This is a genomic window from Kitasatospora sp. NPDC048296 (genome assembly GCF_043201815.1).
GTDB lineage: Bacteria > Actinomycetota > Actinomycetes > Streptomycetales > Streptomycetaceae > Kitasatospora.
In genome coordinates this window covers 41559-60260 of record NZ_JBICZB010000028.1, presented here as the reverse complement: position 1 = coordinate 60260, position 18702 = coordinate 41559, and the positions used below count along the sequence as shown (strand labels likewise).

At 70.5% G+C, this 18702-nt stretch carries 17 protein-coding genes; 3 read left to right on the top strand and 14 right to left on the bottom strand.

All coding sequences use genetic code 11. The annotated features are described in order from the left end of the window. Positions 1-105: 105 nt before the first annotated feature. The 9 genes from ACGF12_RS18725 to arc all read right to left on the bottom strand — a co-directional run bounded on the left by ACGF12_RS18725 (position 106) and on the right by arc (position 10489). Positions 106-489: an FKBP-type peptidyl-prolyl cis-trans isomerase gene (locus ACGF12_RS18725; RefSeq protein WP_393030789.1), complete on the bottom strand. Its 384-nt coding sequence runs from the start codon at positions 487-489 to the stop codon at positions 106-108. 160 nt (positions 490-649) lie between these two features. After that, complete coding sequence (locus ACGF12_RS18720) at positions 650-1966, bottom strand: FKBP-type peptidyl-prolyl cis-trans isomerase (RefSeq protein WP_393030786.1); 1317 nt, start codon at positions 1964-1966, stop codon at positions 650-652. Positions 1967-2182: 216 nt separating this feature from the next. Further along, on the bottom strand, positions 2183-3172 hold the full coding sequence (locus ACGF12_RS18715; protein WP_393030784.1) for an FKBP-type peptidyl-prolyl cis-trans isomerase: 990 nt from the start codon (positions 3170-3172) through the stop codon (positions 2183-2185). 137 nt (positions 3173-3309) lie between these two features. Then, complete coding sequence (gene pafA, locus ACGF12_RS18710) at positions 3310-4671, bottom strand: Pup--protein ligase (protein ID WP_380610481.1); 1362 nt, start codon at positions 4669-4671, stop codon at positions 3310-3312. A 112-nt stretch (positions 4672-4783) separates the two neighbouring features. Continuing rightward, a complete protein-coding gene (gene prcA / locus ACGF12_RS18705; RefSeq protein ID WP_393030780.1) occupies positions 4784-5545 on the bottom strand; it encodes a proteasome subunit alpha in 762 nt (253 codons plus the stop codon). A 31-nt stretch (positions 5546-5576) separates the two neighbouring features. After that, positions 5577-6419, bottom strand: coding sequence for a proteasome subunit beta (prcB, locus tag ACGF12_RS18700; RefSeq protein ID WP_393030777.1), 843 nt, complete (start codon positions 6417-6419; stop codon positions 5577-5579). Between the two features lie 161 nt (positions 6420-6580). Continuing rightward, a complete protein-coding gene (locus ACGF12_RS18695) occupies positions 6581-6799 on the bottom strand; it encodes a ubiquitin-like protein Pup (protein WP_031069167.1) in 219 nt (72 codons plus the stop codon). 183 nt (positions 6800-6982) lie between these two features. Then, entirely contained in the window at positions 6983-8494 is a 1512-nt protein-coding gene (gene dop, locus ACGF12_RS18690; RefSeq protein WP_393030774.1) for a depupylase/deamidase Dop, read from the bottom strand. Positions 8495-8722: 228 nt separating this feature from the next. Further along, on the bottom strand, positions 8723-10489 hold the full coding sequence (gene arc, locus ACGF12_RS18685) for a proteasome ATPase (RefSeq protein WP_393030771.1): 1767 nt from the start codon (positions 10487-10489) through the stop codon (positions 8723-8725). Between the two features lie 285 nt (positions 10490-10774). Here arc and ACGF12_RS18680 point away from each other — a divergent pair, with 285 nt between their 5' ends. Then, entirely contained in the window at positions 10775-11077 is a 303-nt protein-coding gene (locus ACGF12_RS18680; RefSeq protein WP_387622886.1) for a ferredoxin, read from the top strand. A 65-nt stretch (positions 11078-11142) separates the two neighbouring features. On the opposite strand, the gene ACGF12_RS18675 is transcribed toward ACGF12_RS18680, so the two are convergent. From ACGF12_RS18675 to ACGF12_RS18665, 3 genes are all read right to left on the bottom strand, one after another. Further along, complete coding sequence (locus ACGF12_RS18675) at positions 11143-11805, bottom strand: hypothetical protein (protein ID WP_393030766.1); 663 nt, start codon at positions 11803-11805, stop codon at positions 11143-11145. Positions 11806-11986: 181 nt separating this feature from the next. Next, entirely contained in the window at positions 11987-12946 is a 960-nt protein-coding gene (locus ACGF12_RS18670) for a tRNA (adenine-N1)-methyltransferase (protein ID WP_393030763.1), read from the bottom strand. A gap of 60 nt (positions 12947-13006) precedes the next feature. After that, complete coding sequence (locus ACGF12_RS18665; protein ID WP_393030761.1) at positions 13007-14218, bottom strand: site-2 protease family protein; 1212 nt, start codon at positions 14216-14218, stop codon at positions 13007-13009. Between the two features lie 190 nt (positions 14219-14408). Between ACGF12_RS18665 and ACGF12_RS18660 the strand changes: the two genes are divergently transcribed. Both ACGF12_RS18660 and ACGF12_RS18655 read left to right on the top strand, forming a co-directional pair. After that, on the top strand, positions 14409-15317 hold the full coding sequence (locus tag ACGF12_RS18660) for a RecB family exonuclease (protein WP_387622897.1): 909 nt from the start codon (positions 14409-14411) through the stop codon (positions 15315-15317). Then, a complete protein-coding gene (locus ACGF12_RS18655; protein WP_350523854.1) occupies positions 15317-15988 on the top strand; it encodes a response regulator transcription factor in 672 nt (223 codons plus the stop codon). The genes ACGF12_RS18660 and ACGF12_RS18655 overlap by 1 nt, the downstream gene beginning before the upstream one ends. Before the next feature lie 94 nt (positions 15989-16082). Here the strand turns inward: ACGF12_RS18655 and ACGF12_RS18650 are convergent, their stop codons facing one another. Further along, entirely contained in the window at positions 16083-17702 is a 1620-nt protein-coding gene (locus ACGF12_RS18650; RefSeq protein ID WP_393030756.1) for an ABC transporter substrate-binding protein, read from the bottom strand. A gap of 260 nt (positions 17703-17962) precedes the next feature. Then, positions 17963-18667 carry an HAD family hydrolase gene (locus ACGF12_RS18645; RefSeq protein WP_393030753.1) on the bottom strand — a complete coding sequence of 235 codons (705 nt, stop codon included), beginning with the start codon at positions 18665-18667 and terminating at the stop codon, positions 17963-17965. Positions 18668-18702: the final 35 nt, after the last annotated feature.

Sequence of the window (18702 nt, the reverse complement as noted above, 5' to 3'; positions counted from 1 at the left end):
CTGCAAAAGCCGCGTCCCACGCCTGATCCCCACGACGTGCCGTTCGGGCCCGAACACGGCCTCGGGCCGGGCCCCGGAGGGGTCCGGCCCGAGGTCACGACAGGCTCAGACGGCCAGCAGGTCGACCACGAAGATCAGGGTCGAACCGGCCGGGATGGCCGAGGTCGGCGACTGGTTGCCGTACGCCAGGTGCGAGGGGATGGTCAGCTCGCGGCGACCACCGACCTTCATGCCGACGACGCCCTGGTCCCAGCCCTTGATGACGCGGCCGCCGCCCAGCGGGAAGCGGAACTCGTTGGGGCTCCGGTTCCAGCTCGCGTCGAACTCCTCGCCGGTCTCGAAGGTCACGCCGACGTAGCGGACGCTGACGTTCTGACCCTTCTTGGCCTCCGCGCCGTCGCCCACGACGATGTCACGGATCTGCAGCTCCGTCGGGGCGTCGCCGATCGGGAAGTCGATCTCAGGCTTCTCGTTGAGGTTGACGCTCACAGTCCCTCTTCTCACGTTCGCGTTGCTTACACGACCAAGCGGCGGGCACCCGCACCCGGTCCGTTCCTGGACCACGGTACGGGCGCCCGCCGCCCGTAGGGCTCCGGCCACGCGGCCGGACCCGAAGGTCACACGCCCTCTATTGTCACCCGAAAGTGGATCAGCCCTGACCCGCGTCCAGAATGTCCACCACGAAGACCAGGGTCGCAGCGGGCGGGATGTCGCCCTGCCCCTTGTCCCCGTAGCCCAGCGAGGCCGGGATCACCAGCTCGACCCGGCTGCCGACGGTCTGACCCACCAGCCCCTGGTCCCAGCCCTGGATGACCTGGCCGCCGCCGACCGGGAAGGAGAACGCCTGGCCCTTGCTGAGCGAGGAGTCGAAGACCTTGCCGTCCTTGGCCAGCGCGCCGGTGTACTGGACGACGACCTTCTCGCCCTTCTCCACCGCCGGCCCGGTGCCCTTGATCAGGACGTGAGTCTTCAGCTCGGTCGGGTCCTTGGCGCCCGCCACCGGGGTGATGTCGGCCGGCTTCTTGCCGTTGTCCTTGACCTGCGGGAAGTCCGCCGGCGGCGGGGTGACGGTACCGCTCACCACGGCGTCGGGCGCGTTGCTGTTGCGGATGTCGATCACGAAGATCAGGTCGTCCTTGGCGCCGATCGACATGTCCGGCTTGCCCTGCGAGCCGAAGGCGGCGGCCGGCGGGGCCACCACCAGCACCCGGCTGCCGGCCTTCTTCCCGACCACGGCCTGGTCCAGCGCCGGGATCAGCGCGTCGGTGCCGGCCTGGAAGATCTGCGGCTTGCCGTTGTTGTCGTACGAGCTCGGGATGTCCTTGCCGGTGTTCCAGTCCTTGGCGGTGTAGTCCACCGAGGTCCAGGAGTTCTTGTCCACCTTGGGGCCGTTGCCCTCGGACAGCACCTTCACCACGAAGGAGCCGTCGGACTTGTCGCCCGGCACCTGGATGTCGGCCTTTTTACCGAAGTCACCGGTGACCGTCGGCAGCACCTTGGCGCTGTCCTTGATCGGCGGCACCGGCTCGGCGCTCGGCGTGGGCGGCGCGGTTGCCACATCCGGCTTGGCGGCCGAGGCGCTGTCCTTGGAGGAGTCGTCCTTGTTCACCAGGTAGAGCGTGATGCCGCTGCCGACCAGCAGCACGGCCAGCACCGTGCCGAGGATCACGCCCAGCTTGCCCACGCTCGGCGGGTTCTCGTCGTACCCGGCCTCCGAGCTGTCGGCCTTGCGCACGTTGCTGGCGAAGATCTGCGGGGCGTCGTCCGTCGTGGTGCCACCCGTGGCGCGCGACTGCTCGCCGGGCTGCGCCCAGCCGGCCTGCTGCGCCAGGATCGCCGGGGGAACGACGATCGACTCGCGATCCCCGGCAACCGGGCCGCCGGGACGAGAGGCGGCCGGGTCACCCGCAGAGCTGTCGTTCGCCGCGGTGCCGGCCCCGCCCGGGCTCGGCGTCTTCTCAGTCATGACTCCCCATCCATCTCGCCACGAGGTCTTCCAGGTCTACGCCCGGCGTGCTGACCGCCGGCCTGCCGCCGCACCGCCCGCCCCGGACCTCGGCGCCGGGCGGCGCCTGCCACAGTGCGAGGGCAGTATGACAGCTCAGGATGAGGGCGGACGCTTCGTTGTACGAGCGTCCGCCCAAGCGTACGGAATCCTGCGGGTGACTTCCTAGAGCGCCCGCTAGACGGCTTCCAGGATGTCGATCACGAAGACCAGCGTGGAGTTCGCCGGCACCGCACCCTGCGCCTGGTCCTTGTACCCGAGCGCCGGCGGCACCACCAGCTGGATCCGACTGCCCACGTTCTGCCCGACCAGGCCCTTGTCCCAGCCCTCGATCACGCTGCCGGTGCCGATCTGCACCGCCTGCGCGCCACCGTGCGTCCAGGAGGCGTCGAACTGCTGCCCGTTGCTCCACAGCACCCCGGTGTACTGCACCACCAGGGTCTGCCCGGGCTTGACCGGCTTGCCCTCGCCCTTGATCAGCACCGACTGCTGCAGGTCGGTGGGTGCGGCCTGCCCGGCCGGGATGGTGATCGTCACCGGCGCCTTGCCGTTGTCCTTGACCTGCGGCAGCGTCGCGGCGGGCTGGGTCATGGTCCCGGTCAGGGTGGCGTCCTGCGGCAGGCTCTCGACGATGTCCAGCACGAACACCACGGTGTCCCCCGAGCCCACGCCCAGCTGGCCGGAGCCCTTGTCCGCGAAGGCCGCCGCCGGCGGGGCCACCACCAGCAGCCGGGTGCCCACCTTCTTGCCGATCACGCTCTGGTCCAACGCCGGCACCAGCTGCCCGCTGCCGGCCTGGTAGAGCTGCGGCTTGCCGTTGTCGTCGTACGAGCTGGGCAGGTCCTTGCCGGTGGTCCAGTCCTTCGCCGAGTAGTTGACGGTCACCCAGTCGCCCTTGTTGACCGTCGACCGATCGCCCTCGACCACCGTGTTCACCACGAACTGACCGCTCGGCTGCTGGCCCTCGGGGATGGCGATGGTGGCCTTGCTGCCGAAACCGCCACCCGAAAGAGTGGGCATCGGCGAGGCCTCGGAGACCGGCGTGGGCACCGTCGGCGCGGCCGTCGCGGTGGACGGCGTCGCCGGGCCGGCCGCCTTGGTCGAGCTGCTGCAGGCGACCGCGAGCAGCAGCGGCAGGGTGAGAAGCAAACCGGCGGTGCGGCGCACGGTGGTCCTAACTGTCGGTCGAAGTCGGCTCTCGTGACTCGACGGACAGCGTATGCCCGGCACGCGTCCGGCCCCGGTAGACACCACCGGGGCCGGACACGCCATCGTGATCATGGCGCCTCGATCACGTTCGGGGCCTACATCCCCGCGATCAGCTTCTCCACCCTCTCGTCCACCGAACGGAACGGGTCCTTGCACAGCACCGTGCGCTGCGCCTGGTCGTTCAGCTTCAGGTGCACCCAGTCCACCGTGAAGTCCCGGCGCTGCTCCTGCGCCCGCCGGATGAAGTCCCCGCGCAGCCGGGCCCGGGTGGTCTGCGGCGGGATCGACTTGGCCTCGAAGGTCTTGAGGTCGGTGGTCACCCGCTGCGCCTGGCCCTTGCCCTGGAGCAGGTAGAACAGGCCGCGGCGGCGGTGGATGTCGTGGTACGCGAGGTCGATCTGGGCCACCCGCGGGTTGGACATGCTCATCTGGTGCTTCTCGCGGTAGCGCTCGATGAGCTTGTACTTCATGATCCAGTCGATCTCGGTGGCCACCCCGTCGAGCCGCTCGGTGCGCACGGCCTCCAGGGTGCGGCCCCACAGGTCGAGCACCCGGGCGATGGTGCCGGTGTTGATCCCCTTGCGGTCGGCGAACTCCAGGGCCTTGGAGTAGTACTCCTCCTGGATGTCCAGCGCGCTGGCCTCGCGGCCGTTGGCCAGGCGCACCTGGTGGGTGCCGGTGAGGTCGTGGCTGACCTCGCGGATCGCCCGGATCGGGTTCTCCAGGGTGAGGTCGCGCATCACCACGCCGGCCTCGATCAGCCGCAGCACCAGGTCGGTGGCGCCGACCTTGAGCAGCGTGGTGGTCTCGGACATGTTGGAGTCGCCGACGATCACGTGCAGCCGACGGTAGCGCTCGGCGTCCGCGTGCGGCTCGTCCCGGGTGTTGATGATCGGACGGGAGCGGGTGGTCGCCGAGCTGACGCCCTCCCAGATGTGCTCGGCCCGCTGGCTGACGCAGTACACCGCGCCGCGCGGGGTCTGCAGCACCTTGCCCGCGCCGCAGATCAGCTGGCGGGTCACCAGGAACGGGATCAGCACGTCGGCCAGCCGGGAGAACTCGCCGTGCCGGGCCACCAGGTAGTTCTCGTGGCAGCCGTAGGAGTTGCCGGCCGAGTCGGTGTTGTTCTTGAAGAGGTAGACGTCCCCCGCGATGCCCTCCTCGTGCAGCCGCCGCTCGGCGTCCACCAGGAGTCCTTCGAGGATGCGCTCGCCCGCCTTGTCGTGCGTCACCAGCTCGACCACGTCGTCGCACTCGGGGGTGGCGTACTCGGGGTGGGAGCCGACGTCGAGGTAGAGCCGGGCGCCGTTGCGCAGGAAGACGTTGCTGCTGCGGCCCCAGGAGACGACCCGGCGGAACAGGTACCGCGCCACCTCGTCCGGCGACAGCCGTCGCTGCCCGCGGAACGTGCAGGTCACACCGTACTCGTTCTCCAGCCCGAAAATCCGGCGGTCCATGAGCACTCCATTCTGGTCGGAGCTGTCCGAAACCGCCTCCACGACGACGTGCGTCGCAGGGGCACCGGAGTCCCGTGCGGCGATCGCCTCGCCGCACGGGACTCCGCAGGCACTACTCGTCCGACGGCGGGGTGGCCGCCGGGTTCTCCTCGTCGTCCGCCTCGGCGGACTGGTCCCCGTCGAGCAACCGGCCGAGCTGGTTGCCCAGAATCCGCTTGAACTTGCGCTGCTGGAACCGCTGGCGGTCGAGGACCGCGACCTCCAGCTGCTCCGGGGTGAGGGGGCGCGGGCTGCCGCCGTTGGGGTCGCGGGCGAGCGAGTCCACGGCCACCTTCACCGCCTCGGTCAGGCTCAGGCCGACGCGGTGGCGCTGGCCCAGGTAGTTGCCGATCGAGTCGGCGTTGCCGCCGACCACGACGTAGTTCTTCTCGTCGACGACCGAGCCGTCCGGGGTGAGCCGGTAGATCTGGTCGTTGTCGGCGGTGCGGCCGACCTCGGCCACGATCAGCTCGACCTCGTACGGCTTCTCGCCGACCGAGGAGAAGATGGTGCCCAGAGTCTGGGCGTACACGTTGGCGAGGCCCCGGGCGGTGACGTCGGCCCGGTCGTAGGAGTAGCCGCGCAGGTCGGCGTAGCGGACGCCGCCGATGCGCAGGTTCTCGAACTCGTTGTAGCGGCCGACCGCCGCGAAGGCGATCTTGTCGTAGATCTCGGAGACCTTGTGGAGGGCTCTGGAGGTGTTCTCCGCGACGAAGACGATGCCGTCGGCGTAGGTGAGCACGACCACGCTGCGGCCGCGCGCGATGCCCTTGCGGGCGTACTCCGCGCGGTCCGCCATGGCCTGCTGGGGCGAGACGTAGAACGGTGTCGACACCGGCGGTCGTCCCTTTCCTGTGAGGTGATGGCTAGAGCAGCGGGGCCTGCGGGCCGTTGGGGCGGGTCAGGCGCTCGTCGGTGATGGCGACGGCGATCTGTGCGACCTCCGCCCCGGTGAGGCGGCGGAAGCCGTCCTCGGTGATGAGCGAGACGATCGGGAAGATCTTCCGCGCCAGGTCCGGGCCGCCGGTGGCGGAGTCGTCGTCCGCCGCGTCGTAGAGCGCCTGGACGACCAGGGTGACGGCCTGGTCGGCCGTCAGGTCGTCGCGGTAGAGCTTCTTCATCGAGCCGCGGGCGAAGACCGAGCCCGAACCGGTGGCGGCGAAGCCGCGTTCCTCGGAACGCCCGCCGGTGACGTCGTAGTTGAAGATCCGGCCACGGCCGCGGTCCAGGTCGTAGCCCGCGAACAGCGGCACGACCGCGAGGCCCTGCATCGCCATGCCCAGGTTGCCCCGGATCATGGTGGTGAGCCGGTTGGCCTTGCCCTCCAGGGAGAGCGTGGTGCCCTCGATCTTCTCGTAGTGCTCCAGCTCCAGCTGGAACAGCCGGACCATCTCGACCGCGAGGCCGGCGGTGCCGGCGATGCCGACCGCGCTGTACTCGTCGGCCGGGAACACCTTCTCGATGTCGCGCTGGGCGATGACGTTGCCCATCGTCGCCCGGCGGTCACCGGCGATCACCACACCGCCGTCGAAGACCGCGGCCACGATCGTGGTCCCGTGCGGCGCCTCAACCACGGCACCCTCGGGGAGCCCGAGCCGGCCGGGGAGCAGCTCCGGCTTGTGCTCGGCGAGGAAGTCGAGGAACGAGGATGACCCCGGGGTCAGGAAGGCAGCCGGTAGACGCCCGGTGCCACGAGTGTTGGCTTCCACACGATTCCTTCCAGGTAGCTTGAAGCGCGCAATGCCCGCACCCTACCCGCCGACGATCACTGTCCACGCCTGGAGGGGCCGGTGCCGGGCGGCCGGGCGGCCGACGCCGCCCGACCGCCCAGGACTGTCGCGACCGTGAATTCCCGAATACCGGGGACGGGCTATTGCCCACCCTTTTGGACAAAGCCCCTCACGAAATCTTCCGCGTTCGACTCCAGGACCTCGTCGATTTCGTCCAGCACCGCGTCGACGTCGTCGCTCAGCTTTTCCTGGCGCTCCTTGAGGTCGTCGGAATTCTGGGTTTCCGCGGCCTGCTCCTCTACCTCCTCGGAAGAGCGGTTTGCCCGCTGCTGGCCGCCACCGGTGTCCTTGCTCGCCATTTCCCTCACCCCGCTCGAATCGTCTGGCACGGCTTGGCTGGTCGGTCGTTGCCGGTTGGCACCGACCCTATACACAAGGTGCGACTGCCGCTCCCGGTTTGCCGGTGGCGCTTCCTGTCCAACACCCGCTGCCACCCCGGATGATTCCCATTCGGCGGACGTTCACCCATGGTGATCGAAAAGTTACCCGCCGGCCAGGACGCGGAGCAGGTCCTCCGCCGTGCGGCAGCGGTCCAGCAGCTCCTTGACGTGGTTCCGGGTGCCGCGCAGCGGCTCCAGCGTGGGCACCCGCTGCAGCGAGTCCCGGCCCGGCAGGTCGAAGATCACCGAGTCCCAGGAGGCCGCCGCGACGTGGTCCGCGTACTGCTCCAGGCAGCGCCCGCGGAAGTACGCCCTGGTGTCCTCCGGGGGCTTGGAGACGGCCCGCTCGACCTCCTCCTCGGACACCAGCCGCTCGAACCGGCCACGGGCCACCAGGCGGTTGTAGAGGCCCTTCTCGGGCCGTACGTCGCTGTACTGGAGGTCGACAAGGTGCAGCCGCGGGTTGTCCCACTCCAGGGCGTCCCGGCTGCGGTAGCCCTCCAGGATCTCCCGCTTGGCGATCCAGTCCAGTTGCCGGGAGAGCGACATCGGGTCGCGCTCCAGCCGCCCGAGGACGTCCTCCCAGCGCGTCAGCACGTCCACGGTCTGCTCGTCGGCGTCGGTGCCGAAGCGGTCCTCGACGTACTTGCGGGCCAGTTCGAAGTACTCGAGCTGGAGCTGGACGGCGGTGAGCTTGCGCCCGTTGCGCAGGGTGATCAGGTGCTTGAGCGTCGGGTCGTGGGAGACCCGGTGCAGAGTGCGCACCGGCTGGTCGACGGCGAGGTCGGAGGCGATGAAGGAGTCCTCGATCATCGACAGGACCAGCGAGGTGGTGCCCAGCTTGAGGTAGGTGGAGATCTCGGAGAGGTTGGCGTCCCCGATGATCACGTGCAGCCGGCGGTACTTCTCGGCGTCGGCGTGCGGCTCGTCCCGGGTGTTGATGATCGGCCGCTTGAGGGTGGTCTCCAGGCCGACCTCGACCTCGAAGTAGTCCGCCCGCTGGCTGATCTGGAAGCCGTTCGACGAGCCGTCCTGGCCGATGCCGACCCGGCCCGCGCCGGCGACCACCTGGCGGGAGACGAAGAACGGGGTGAGGTGGCGAACGATGTCGGCGAACGGCGTCGCCCGCTTCATCAGGTAGTTCTCGTGGGTGCCGTAGGAGGCGCCCTTGTTGTCGGTGTTGTTCTTGTACAGGTGGATGGTCTGCCCGTTGGGCAGCTCCAGCGCGCGCTGCGCGGCGGCCGCCATGATCCGCTCGCCGGCCTTGTCCCACAGCACGGCGTCGCGCGGGTTGGTCACCTCGGGCGAGCTGTACTCGGGGTGCGCGTGGTCCACGTAGAACCGGGCCCCGTTGGTGAGGATCACGTTCGCGAGGCCGATGTCCTCGTCGGTCAGCTGGCTGGCGTCCGCCACCTCGCGCGCGAGGTCGAAGCCCCGCGCGTCGCGCAGCGGGTTCTCCTCCTCGAAGTCCCAGCGGGCCCGCCGTGCCCGGTGCATCGCCGCCGCGTAGGCGTTGACGATCTGGGACGAGGTGAGCATGGCGTTGGCGTTGGGGTGCCCGGGCACGGAGATCCCGTACTCGGTCTCGATGCCCATCACGCGCCGTACGGTCATGCGGCCCTCCTTGCCCGGTGCGCCGCCCCCGACGGACGGAACACGCTGACGTACCGCTGAACAGCACCGGCGCCGGCGGTCTGCCCGCGGACGGTGGGTCGAGCCTAGAACCCGGCGCCGACCGGCGGGCCCCGAGACGCGCCGTCCGGCTGCGGGGCCGCGAGGCGCCACAGCCGGACGGTGTGCGTACAGCTCCGGGGACCGCAGTCGGCCCGGGTTACCGCGTGCTTACAGGTACTGCCCCGTGTTGGCGACAGTGTCGATGGAGCGGCCGGACTCGGCGCCCTGCTTGCCGGTGACCAGCGTGCGGATGAAGACGATCCGCTCGCCCTTCTTGCCGGAGATGCGGGCCCAGTCGTCCGGGTTGGTGGTGTTGGGCAGGTCCTCGTTCTCCTTGAACTCGTCCACGCAGGCGGCGAGCAGGTGGGAGACGCGCAGACCGCGCTGACCGTGGTCGAGGAAGTCCTTGATGGCCATCTTCTTCGCGCGGTCGACGATGTTCTGGATCATCGCGCCGGAGTTGAAGTCCTTGAAGTACAGGACCTCCTTGTCACCGTTGGCGTAGGTGACCTCCAGGAAGCGGTTCTCCTCGGTCTCGGAGTACATCCGCTCCACGACCGACTGGATCATCGCCGCCACCGTGGCCTCGACGGAGCCGTCGTGCTCCTTGAGGTCGTCCGGGTGGAACGGCAGCGAGTCCTTGAGGTACTTGGAGAAGATGTCCTTCGCCGCCTCGGCGTCCGGGCGCTCGATCTTGATCTTGACGTCCAGGCGGCCGGGCCGCAGGATCGCCGGGTCGATCATGTCCTCGCGGTTCGAGGCGCCGATGACGATGACGTTCTCCAGGCCCTCCACGCCGTCGATCTCGGCGAGCAGCTGCGGGACGATGGTGTTCTCCACGTCCGAGCTGACGCCCGAACCGCGGGTGCGGAACAGCGACTCCATCTCGTCGAAGAAGACGATGACGGGCGTGCCCTCGCCCGCCTTCTCCCGGGCCCGCTGGAAGACCAGGCGGATCTGCCGCTCGGTCTCGCCCACGTACTTGTTGAGCAGCTCGGGGCCCTTGATGTTGAGGAAGTAGCTCTTCCCCTGGGGGCGGCCGGTGACCTCGGCGACCTTCTTGGCCAGCGAGTTGGCGACCGCCTTGGCGATCAGCGTCTTGCCGCAGCCGGGCGGGCCGTAGAGCAGCACGCCCTTGGGCGGGCGCAGCTCGTACTCCTTGAAGAGGTCGGCGTGCAGGTAGGGCAGCTCGACCGCGTCGCGGATCAGCTCGATCTGGTTGCTCAGGCCGCCGATCTGGCGGTAGTCGATGTCCGGGACCTCCTCGAGGACCAGCTCCTCGACCTCGGCCTTCGGCACGACCTCGTACACGTAGCCGGAGCGGGGCTCCAGCAGCAGGGCGTCCCCCGCCCGGACGGTGGTCCCCCGCAGCGGTTCCGCGAGGCGCACCACGCGCTCCTCGTCGGTGTGGCCGAGGACCAGGGCCCGCTCGCCGTCCTCGAGGACCTCCTTGAGGGTGACGATCTCGCCGATGCGCTCGAAGGCCATCGCGTCCACGATGTTGAGAGCCTCGTTGAGCATCACTTCCTGGCCGCGCCGCAGCTCGTCCAGGGCGACGTTCGGGCTGACGTTGACACGGAGCTTGCGCCCGCCGGTGAAGATGTCGGCGGTGCCGTCCTCGTTCGCTTCGAGGAAGGTGCCGAAGCCGGCCGGGGGCTGTGCCAGCCGGTCCACTTCCTCCTTGAGGGCCACGATCTGGTCGCGGGCCTCGCGCAGGGTGGAGGCGAGCCGTTCGTTCTGGGCGGTCACGCCGGCCAGGTTGGTCTGGAGCTCGACGATCCGCTCTTCGAGGATTCTCGAATTGCGCGGCGAGTCGGCGAGCTTGCGGCGCAGCACGGCGATTTCCTGCTCAAGGTACGAGACCTGAGCGGCCTCCTCGGAACCACGAGCGGGCCTGCCGGTGCTGCGGTTGTAGTCGTCATCGTGGGTTGCCACGGTCCTCACCTCCTCCGGGGAGCTGGACGCTTCCAGACCCTACCTGGGACCAGGGGTCCGTAAACCCCTAGATCAAGAAAGATGGAACGGGCGTGTCCGATCTTCGCCCCAGCGTGCTTCCCCTCTGCTAAGGGGATACCCACCGCGCACCTCTCAAAGCAGGCCAGATGTATCGTCGAGCGAAGTGATATCCGATCGCGACCGCAGTGCTGGGTCCGATCGTTGTACGAATGGCGGGATTGCTCCAGGAATAGGGGCGACCCGGGACAGAAACGGCAGGGAACCATGTCGGTGACCGAGCAGACGGCGACGACCGAGGAGCTGGAGGTGTGGATCGACCAGGATCTGTGCACCGGCGACGGCATCTGCGCCCAGTACGCGCCCGAGGTCTTCGAGCTGGACATCGACGGGCTGGCGTACGTGAAGGGCCCGGACGACGAGTTGCGCCAGCAACCCGGGGAGACCGCCCCGGTGCCGCTGACGCTCCTTCAGGACGTGGTGGACTCGGCGAAGGAGTGCCCCGGCGACTGCATCCACGTGCGCCGGGTCGCCGACCGGGTCGAGGTGTACGGCCCGGACGCGGAGTGAGTCGCCGGGCCGGGTCCGACGATTCGCGCCCGGCGGGAATTGTCGGACGGGCCTGAGGCCGGGCCTCAGGTCCGGCTGACCGGGGCGGCGGACTGGGTGCGTTCCCAGCCGCCGCCCTTGCGCGTCCAGGTGAGGTCGAGTGAGATGTCGGGCCGGAAGCGCGGCACGTCCTCGCTCGAATACCCCTGCGCGTGGCCGGTGACGGTGCCGTCGGAGCGCACCGCGAGCCGACTGAGGGTGAGGTTCTCGCGCTCGGTCAGCAGGGTGGCGACCACCGTCGGGCGCTCGCCGGCGCCGAAGCCGAGCAGGTAGACGGAGTCCGGCGGGGTGCCGGTGTCGGTGGCGCAGTGCGCGGCGACGACCGTGCCCGGCCGTCCGTCACCGAGCTCGGCGGGCACGCTGAGTACCGTCTCGACCGGGAACGGGCCGCAGTCCATCGGCAGTTGGGCCTTGGCCGGGTCGGGGGCGGCGCTCGCGGCGAGGGCCTCGGGGGCGCCACCGCGCACGGGCACCGGGGTGCCGGTCGCCGTGGAGGCGGCGAGGGCCGCGGCCACCACCGCGCCGCAGCCGGCCAGGGCGAGGGCCCAGTGCCAGGGGGCGGTGCGCGCGTGCCCGGGCCGGGTGCCGCTCTTCGGTGTCTGCTGTCCAGCCGTCGCCGTCGTCCCGACCGCGGTCTCCACCCGGCGTCCCCTCCAGAGTTCCAGGAGCTGGTCTGCGTGCGCGAGCATCGTCCCACACGGTGCCCACGGGCTCCCGGCCGGGGAGCCGAAGGGCGCGCCGGTGCCGAAAGCGACGAACGACAAGCGAGGAACGAGCGCCGGGTCGGGAGCGCCCGGAGGCGAGCCGACCACAGCAGGAAGGGGTGATGCGGGCCTTACGCCCGCACCACCCCTTGCGTGTTGTCGGGTGTCAGCCCAGGTCGGGCTGCTCGGACTCGGTGTCACGGGCGGCCTTGCGGGCCGCTGCGCGCTCCTGCAGGGTCGGCTCGGGCGCCCCGCTGTCGTAGTCCTCGCCGTAGGCGCCCTTGGCCGGGCGGCGGCGGCGCAGCGGCGGCTCGACGCCGTCCGCCAGGCGGCGGGCGGTGAGCAGGAAGCCGGTGTGGCCGATCATCCGGTGGTCCGGGCGGACCGCCAGGCCCTCCAGGTGCCAGGTGCGGACCATGGTCTCCCAGGCCTGCGGCTCGGTGAAGGTGCCGTGCTCGCGCAGCGCCTCGACGGTCCGGGACATCTGCGTGGTGGTGGCCACGTAGCAGCAGATGAGGCCACCGGGGACGAGCGCCTTGGAGGCGACGTCCAGGCACTCCCAGGGGGCCAGCATGTCCAGGATGATGCGGTCGACGTCGGTCTCGACCAGGTTGTCCTGGAGGTCGCCGACGGTGAGCTTCCACGCCGGGTGCGGGCCGCCGAAGTAGCGCTCGACATTGCCCTGGGCGATGTCCGCGAAGTCCTGGCGGCGCTCGTAGGAGGCCAGCATGCCCTGCTCGCCGACGGCACGCAGCAGGTACATGCTGAGCGCGCCGGAGCCGACGCCGGCCTCGACGACGCGGGCGCCGGCGAAGATGTCGGCCATCGCCAGGATCTGCCCCGCGTCCTTGGGGTAGATCACGGCGGCGCCGCGCGGCATGGACAGGACGTAGTCGGGGAGCAGGGGGCGCAGCGCGAGGTACGGGACGTTCCCCGTGGTGCGCACGACCGTGCCCTCGGAGGCGCCGATCAGCTCGTCGTGGGGGAACGCACCCTTGTGGGTGTGGAACTGGTTCCCGGCCTGGAGCGTGAACGTGTAGTGGCGACCCTTGGGGTCGGTCAGCTGGACCTGGTCCCCGACCTGGAAGGGCCCGCGTCGGCGGGCGGCACCGGTCGGTTCGGACATGCGGACAATCCTAAGGGAAGCGCGCCGTCCTGCCTTACCGGGCCCCGAGCAGGGTGCGGGTCAGCGGCCGGCGACGGCGGCGGTCAGGCGCTGCTCGATGTCGGTGAGCGCGGCGACGCCGTACACGCGGCCGTCCGGCTCGACCACCAGGTACTCCCCCGCCGGGGTGGCCTGGATGGCCCGCAGCAGGGCCTCGCCGCGCAGGTCGGCGTCGAGTCGCAGCCCGGGTTCGAGGTCGCGGGCGAGCGGGCCGACGGCCACCCAGGGGCGGCGGTGCTCGGGCACGGCCCGTACCGCGGACTCGCGGACGATGGCGATCGGCTCGCCCCGGCCGTCCACCACGACCACCGCGCCGGCCTGGGCCTCGCGGGCGCGGCGCATCGCCTCGCCGAGCGGGGTGTCGGCGGTGACCTCGACGGCCCGGCGGGCGAAGTCGCGCAGCCGCAGCTCGGGCAGCACCTCCTTGAGCCGGGCGTTGCGCAGGCTGCCGGTGGCGCCGTTCCAGATGATCGCGGCCAGCACGGCGGCCAGCACCGCGTCCACCAGGGTGTCGGTGGTGGTGCGCTCGGCCCCGCGGGAGGCGCTGAGCAGCGGCAGGCCGAACAGCACGGCGATCGCCAGCACCCGGCCGACCCAGGCGGCGGCCACGGTGCCGGTCATCGCCCTCCCGCTGATCGCCCAGACCACGGCGCGCAGCATCCGGCCGCCGTCCAGCGGCAGACCGGGCAGCAGGTTGAAGGCGGCGACGACCAGGTTGGAGATCATCAGGCCGGTGAGCAGCACCCCGGGCACGGTGGACAGCTCGACGGCGCGCAGCGCGAGGTAGAAGACCCCGCCGAGGACCAGCGAGAGCAGCGGGCCGACGAAGGCCAGCCAGAACTCACGCCAGGGGGTCTCGGCCTCGTTCTCGATCTCGGAGACGCCACCGAAGAACTGCAGCTGGATCCGCCGCACCCCGAGTCCGTAGCGCAGCGCGACCAGGGTGTGGGCCAGCTCGTGCACCAGCACGGAGGCGTAGAAGGCGACCGCGAAGAAGAAGGCCAGCAGGTAACGGACGCCGCTGCCGAGCTCGGGCAGGACGTCGCCGAGCTGTCCGCCGAACACCCAGGTGATCAGGGCGGCGATGACGAACCAAGAAGGGGTGACGTAGACGGGCACGCCGAAGGGGCGCCCCATCAGGAGGCCGCCGCCGCGCTCCGGGGCCCGCCCGCCCGGGCGGCCACCGTCCTGCGGTGACTGGTCGGAGGTCTGCTGCCCCCTGGTGTCGCTCACCGTGTTCCCTTCGGTCGTCCCACCGTCGTGCCCCCGGTGCGCCCACGCTACGTGATCGCGGCGCTCCGGCGCCGCGCGCCCCTCTGTCAGCCTTCATACCCCACTGGACCGATCCCGGATCGACCCCGGACCGACGGTCTGGCAGCACGGTGGCAGCGGGATGACAGCAAAGGGCAATAGGGTCGTAGCCATGCAGCAGACCGACACCAGCAGTGCCGCCGAAGCGCCGGTGCGCCCCGCGGCGCCCCCGACCGGGCTGTCCCCGTCGCGTGCGGGGGACTTCCTCACCTGTCCCCTGCTGTACCGGCTGCGGGTGATCGACCGGCTGCCCGAGCCGCCGAGCGCGGCGGCGACCAGGGGCACGCTGGTGCACGCGGTGCTGGAGCGGCTGTTCGACAGCCCGGCGACCGAGCGGACGCCGGAGCGGGCGCTGGGCCTGCTGCGCCCGCAGTGGGAGCGGCTGCTGGGCGAGCGCCCGGAGCTGGGCTCGCTGTTCCCGGACGATCCGGACGGCGCGGCGCTCACCCGCTGGCTGGCGGACGCCGAGAAGCTGGTCGGCCAGTGGTTCCGGCTGGAGGACCCGACCCGGCTGCACCCGGTGGAGCGCGAGCTCTACGTGGAGACGGCCCTGGAGTCGGGGCTGCTGCTGCGCGGCTACATCGACCGGGTGGACGTCGCCCCGACCGGCGAGGTCCGGCTGGTGGACTACAAGACCGGCCGGGCGCCCTCGCGGGACTTCGAGGGCAAGGCGATGTTCCAGATGAAGTTCTACGCGCTGGTGGTGTGGCGCTGGAAGGGTGTGATCCCCAAGCGCCTCCAGCTGGTCTACCTCGGCGGCGGCGGGGACGTGGTCAGCTACGACCCGGACCAGGCCGACCTGCTCGCGGTGGAGCGCAAGCTGCAGGCGCTGTGGGAGCGGATCAGCCACGCGGTGGCCACCGGGGACTTCCCGGCCACCCGCAACCGCCTCTGCGACTGGTGTGACCACCAGGCCCGCTGCCCGGAGTTCGGCGGCACCCCGCCGCCGTACCCGCTGCCGCTGGCGCGTACGTCGGATGAGAGCGATCCCACGGGGGATCCGATGAGCAAGGAGTCCTAGTGACGATCCGAGTGCTGCTGGTCGACGACCAGCCGCTGCTGCGCACCGGTTTCCGGATGATCCTGGAGGCCGAGTCCGACCTGGTGGTGGTCGGGGAGGCCGGCGACGGTCAGCAGGCGCTGGACCAGGTCCGGGCGTTGCAGCCCGACGTGGTGCTGATGGACATCCGGATGCCGCGGATGGACGGCGTCGAGGCGACCCGCCGGATCGCCGGTCCGGGGCGGGACGGCCCGGCCAAGGTGCTGGTGCTGACCACCTTCGACCTGGACGAGTACGTGGTGGAGGCGCTGCGCGCGGGCGCCAGCGGCTTCCTGCTGAAGGACGTCCCGGCGGAGGAGCTGGTGCAGGCGATCCGGGTGGTCGCGGACGGCGCGGCGATGCTGGCGCCGAGCATCACCCGCCGGCTGCTGGACATGTACGCCACCAAGCTGCCCTCGGGCGACGAGGCGCCGCCGCAGGCGCTGAGCGCGTTGACCGAGCGGGAGTTGGAGGTGCTGAAGCTGGTGGCGCGCGGGCTGTCGAACGCGGAGATCGCGGCCGAGCTGTTCGTCAGCGAGACGACCGTGAAGACCCACGTCGGCCATGTGCTGACCAAGCTGCAGCTGCGCGACCGGGTGCAGGCGGCGGTGTACGCCTACGAGAGCGGGCTGGTGCGGCCCGGCACGCTGTAACAACGCCGCGCGGCGGCACGGGGAAACGCGACGGCGGCCCGTCCGCTCCCCCTCGGTTCGAGAGGGGAGCGGGCGGGCCGCCGTGCGCAGTGCGCTACTTGTTGTTGCGGCCGATCTCCCAGAAGCGGAGGGCGCCGGTGGAGTCGACGGTCGACTCGACGCCGGTGACGTACGACTTCGCGACGTAGAAAGCCTTGTTCTGGAACAGCGGGATCATCGGCACGTTGTCGACGAGGATGCTCTGGACCTGGTTGTAGGTCGCGGCCGCGGCACCGCGGTCGGCCTGCTTGAGCCCCTCCGGGAGCAGCTTCTGGCTGATCCGCGGGTCGTCCCAACCGGTGTGGAAGATGCTGGCCCCGGTGACCAGCGGTCCGATGAAGTTGTCCGGGTCCGGGTAGTCCGCGGCCCAAGCGACGAGGTACGCCTGGTACTTGCCCTCGCTCCTGCCCTTCTGGTAGGCCGACGGGTCGGACTCCACCTGGGCCGTCACCTGGAAGAGGCCACCGGCCTCCAGCTGCTTCTTCAGCGTGTCGATCTCGGAGTTGCCGGTGCGCGAACGCCCCGAGGTGAGGGTGAGCTTGACCGGCAGGGGGACCTTGGCGGCGGTGAGGTACGCCTTGGCCTTGTTGACGTCCGGGTCGAGGTACTTGTCGTAGAAGGCGGTGTTGTGGCCGGTGACGCCGGTCGGGACCATCGAGTACAGCGGCTCGACGGTCCGCGCGAAGACGTCGCGGGCGAGCGCCTTCCGGTCGATCAGCTGGGCCGCGGCCTGACGGACGGCGACGTTGCCGGTGGTCTCGTCCTTGGTGTTGAAGGCGATGAAGCTGGCATCGGAGCTCTCGCCCTGGACGACGTTGAGGTCGGTCTTGCCGCCCTGCTGGTCGGAGAGGAGCTGCGCGGCGGTGGCGGGGTCCAGGCTGTTGTCGGTGAGGTCGACGTCCCCCTTGTCCAGCGCGTCCTTCAGGTCGCCGGGCTTGTCGAAGTACCGCACGGTGTACTTGCTGTTCTGCAGCTTGGCGTCGCCGGCGTACTTGTCGTTGGGGGTCAGGACGACCTTGCCGATGACCTTGGCGCCGCCGCCCTCGGGGGTCATGGTCTCGATCGAGTCGAACTTGTACGGGCCGGAACCGACGATCTTGTCGTTCTCCAGCAGCTTGTCGGCCGGGAAGACCTGGTGGTCCACGATGGCGCCGGCCGGGGTCGCCAGCTTGGCCGGCAGGGTGGCGTCGGCCGTGGACAGCTGGAAGACCACCTCGTTGTCGCCCTTGGCCTCGACCGACTTGATCGTGTCCAGCAGGCCGGCCGGGCCGTTCGGGTCCTTGATCTTCTTGGTGCGCTCGATCGAGTACACGACGTCGGCGGCGGTGAGCGGGTGGCCGTTGGAGAACTTGAGACCGGGGCGGAGCACGCAGTGGTACTGGGTGGCGTCGCCACCGGTGAACTCGCAGGACTGCGCAGCGTCCGGGGAGGGCGTGCTGGCGGCGGCGGGGAAGCTGAGCAGCGACTGGTGGGTGTTGCGCAGCACCAGCCACGCGCTGGCGTCGTAGGCGCCGGCCGGGTCCAGGACGCTCGTGAGCCCCCGGGTGCCCATGGTGATCGACTTGCCGCCGCTGCCCCCCTTGACGGCGTCGGTGACCGATCCGCAGCCGGCCACCGTCACGGCGACCAGACCGGCGCAGCCGAGTGCTGCCAGGCGTTCAGCTGAAGTCTTCACGGGAGCGTCCTTCTGGGTGTCGCGAACCCGAGTAGCGTGCCATATCGAACACACACGACCGATACCCGTGCAGATGACGTTTGGGACACGGTGGTTCGGGGCATCACGGCGCGCCCGACAAGTTGTCAGCCAATGCCCGTTTTCTCCCCGGGCACCCCCGGGTGACAGCCCCTCCAGGGCGCCTACCCGCGAGTAGTCCCGGAGCACAATGAGATGACAATCACACTCAAGTGACGCTCAGTCGAGCCCGCCCGCACCCGTCACACCCGCGAGGCGACCAGCGAGCGCAGCAGTTCGAGGTCGACCTGCTCCAGCGAGGGCAGCACCAGCCGCCCGGGGGCCGCCTCGATCGGCGCCACCGAGGGCACCGCGATCACCGGGCAGCCGGCCGCCTCGCCCGCGCTCACTCCGGTCGGGGTGTCCTCGATCACCACGCAGCGGGCCGGCTCCGCGCCCAGCCGCCGGGCCGCCTCCAGGTACGGGTCCGGGAACGGCTTGGTGCGCGGCACTTCGTCCCCGCCGATGGTGAAGGCGAAGCGCTCGGCGCCCAGCGAGCGCAGCACGATGTCGATCACGTGCCGGTGCGAGGCGGACACCAGGGCGGCCGGGACACCGTGCGCGGCGAGGGTGTTGAGCAGCCGCTCGGCCCCCGGCATGAGCGGCACGCCGCCGGCCAGCAGGTCGACGAAGCGCTGGTTGACCAGCACGCCCAGGTCGGTCGGGGCGATGTCCACCCCGGTCCGGGCGACCAGGTAGTCCATCACCCGGGTCATCGGGCCGCCGACCACATGGGCCCGGTCCCGCTCGTCCAGCTGGTGGCCCAGCTCGGCGAAGAGCGTGACCTCGGCCTGCCACCAGAAGTCCTCGGTGTCCACCAGCGTGCCGTCCATGTCCAGCAGCACCGCCTGCAGGCCGCGGTCGTCCCCGTGGTCGAGCGCCAGGGCGGCGGTGGAGCTGGTGGTCATGGCGGGTCCTTCCGTCGGTACCCCGCGGAGCGTCC

What these genes read in the sequence shown, in the direction of transcription:
- ACGF12_RS18720 (WP_393030786.1), bottom strand. Translation starts at nt 1,966, where the DNA reads ATGACTGAGAAGACGCCGAGCCCGGGCGGGGCCGGCACCGCGGCGAAC.
- pafA (WP_380610481.1), bottom strand. Translation starts at nt 4,671, where the DNA reads ATGGACCGCCGGATTTTCGGGCTGGAGAACGAGTACGGTGTGACCTGC.
- ACGF12_RS18695 (WP_031069167.1), bottom strand. Translation starts at nt 6,799, where the DNA reads ATGGCGAGCAAGGACACCGGTGGCGGCCAGCAGCGGGCAAACCGCTCT.
- dop (WP_393030774.1), bottom strand. Translation starts at nt 8,494, where the DNA reads ATGACCGTACGGCGCGTGATGGGCATCGAGACCGAGTACGGGATCTCC.
- ACGF12_RS18680 (WP_387622886.1), top strand. Translation starts at nt 10,775, where the DNA reads ATGTCGGTGACCGAGCAGACGGCGACGACCGAGGAGCTGGAGGTGTGG.
- ACGF12_RS18675 (WP_393030766.1), bottom strand. Translation starts at nt 11,805, where the DNA reads ATGCTCGCGCACGCAGACCAGCTCCTGGAACTCTGGAGGGGACGCCGG.
- ACGF12_RS18670 (WP_393030763.1), bottom strand. Translation starts at nt 12,946, where the DNA reads ATGTCCGAACCGACCGGTGCCGCCCGCCGACGCGGGCCCTTCCAGGTC.
- ACGF12_RS18660 (WP_387622897.1), top strand. Translation starts at nt 14,409, where the DNA reads ATGCAGCAGACCGACACCAGCAGTGCCGCCGAAGCGCCGGTGCGCCCC.
- ACGF12_RS18645 (WP_393030753.1), bottom strand. Translation starts at nt 18,667, where the DNA reads ATGACCACCAGCTCCACCGCCGCCCTGGCGCTCGACCACGGGGACGAC.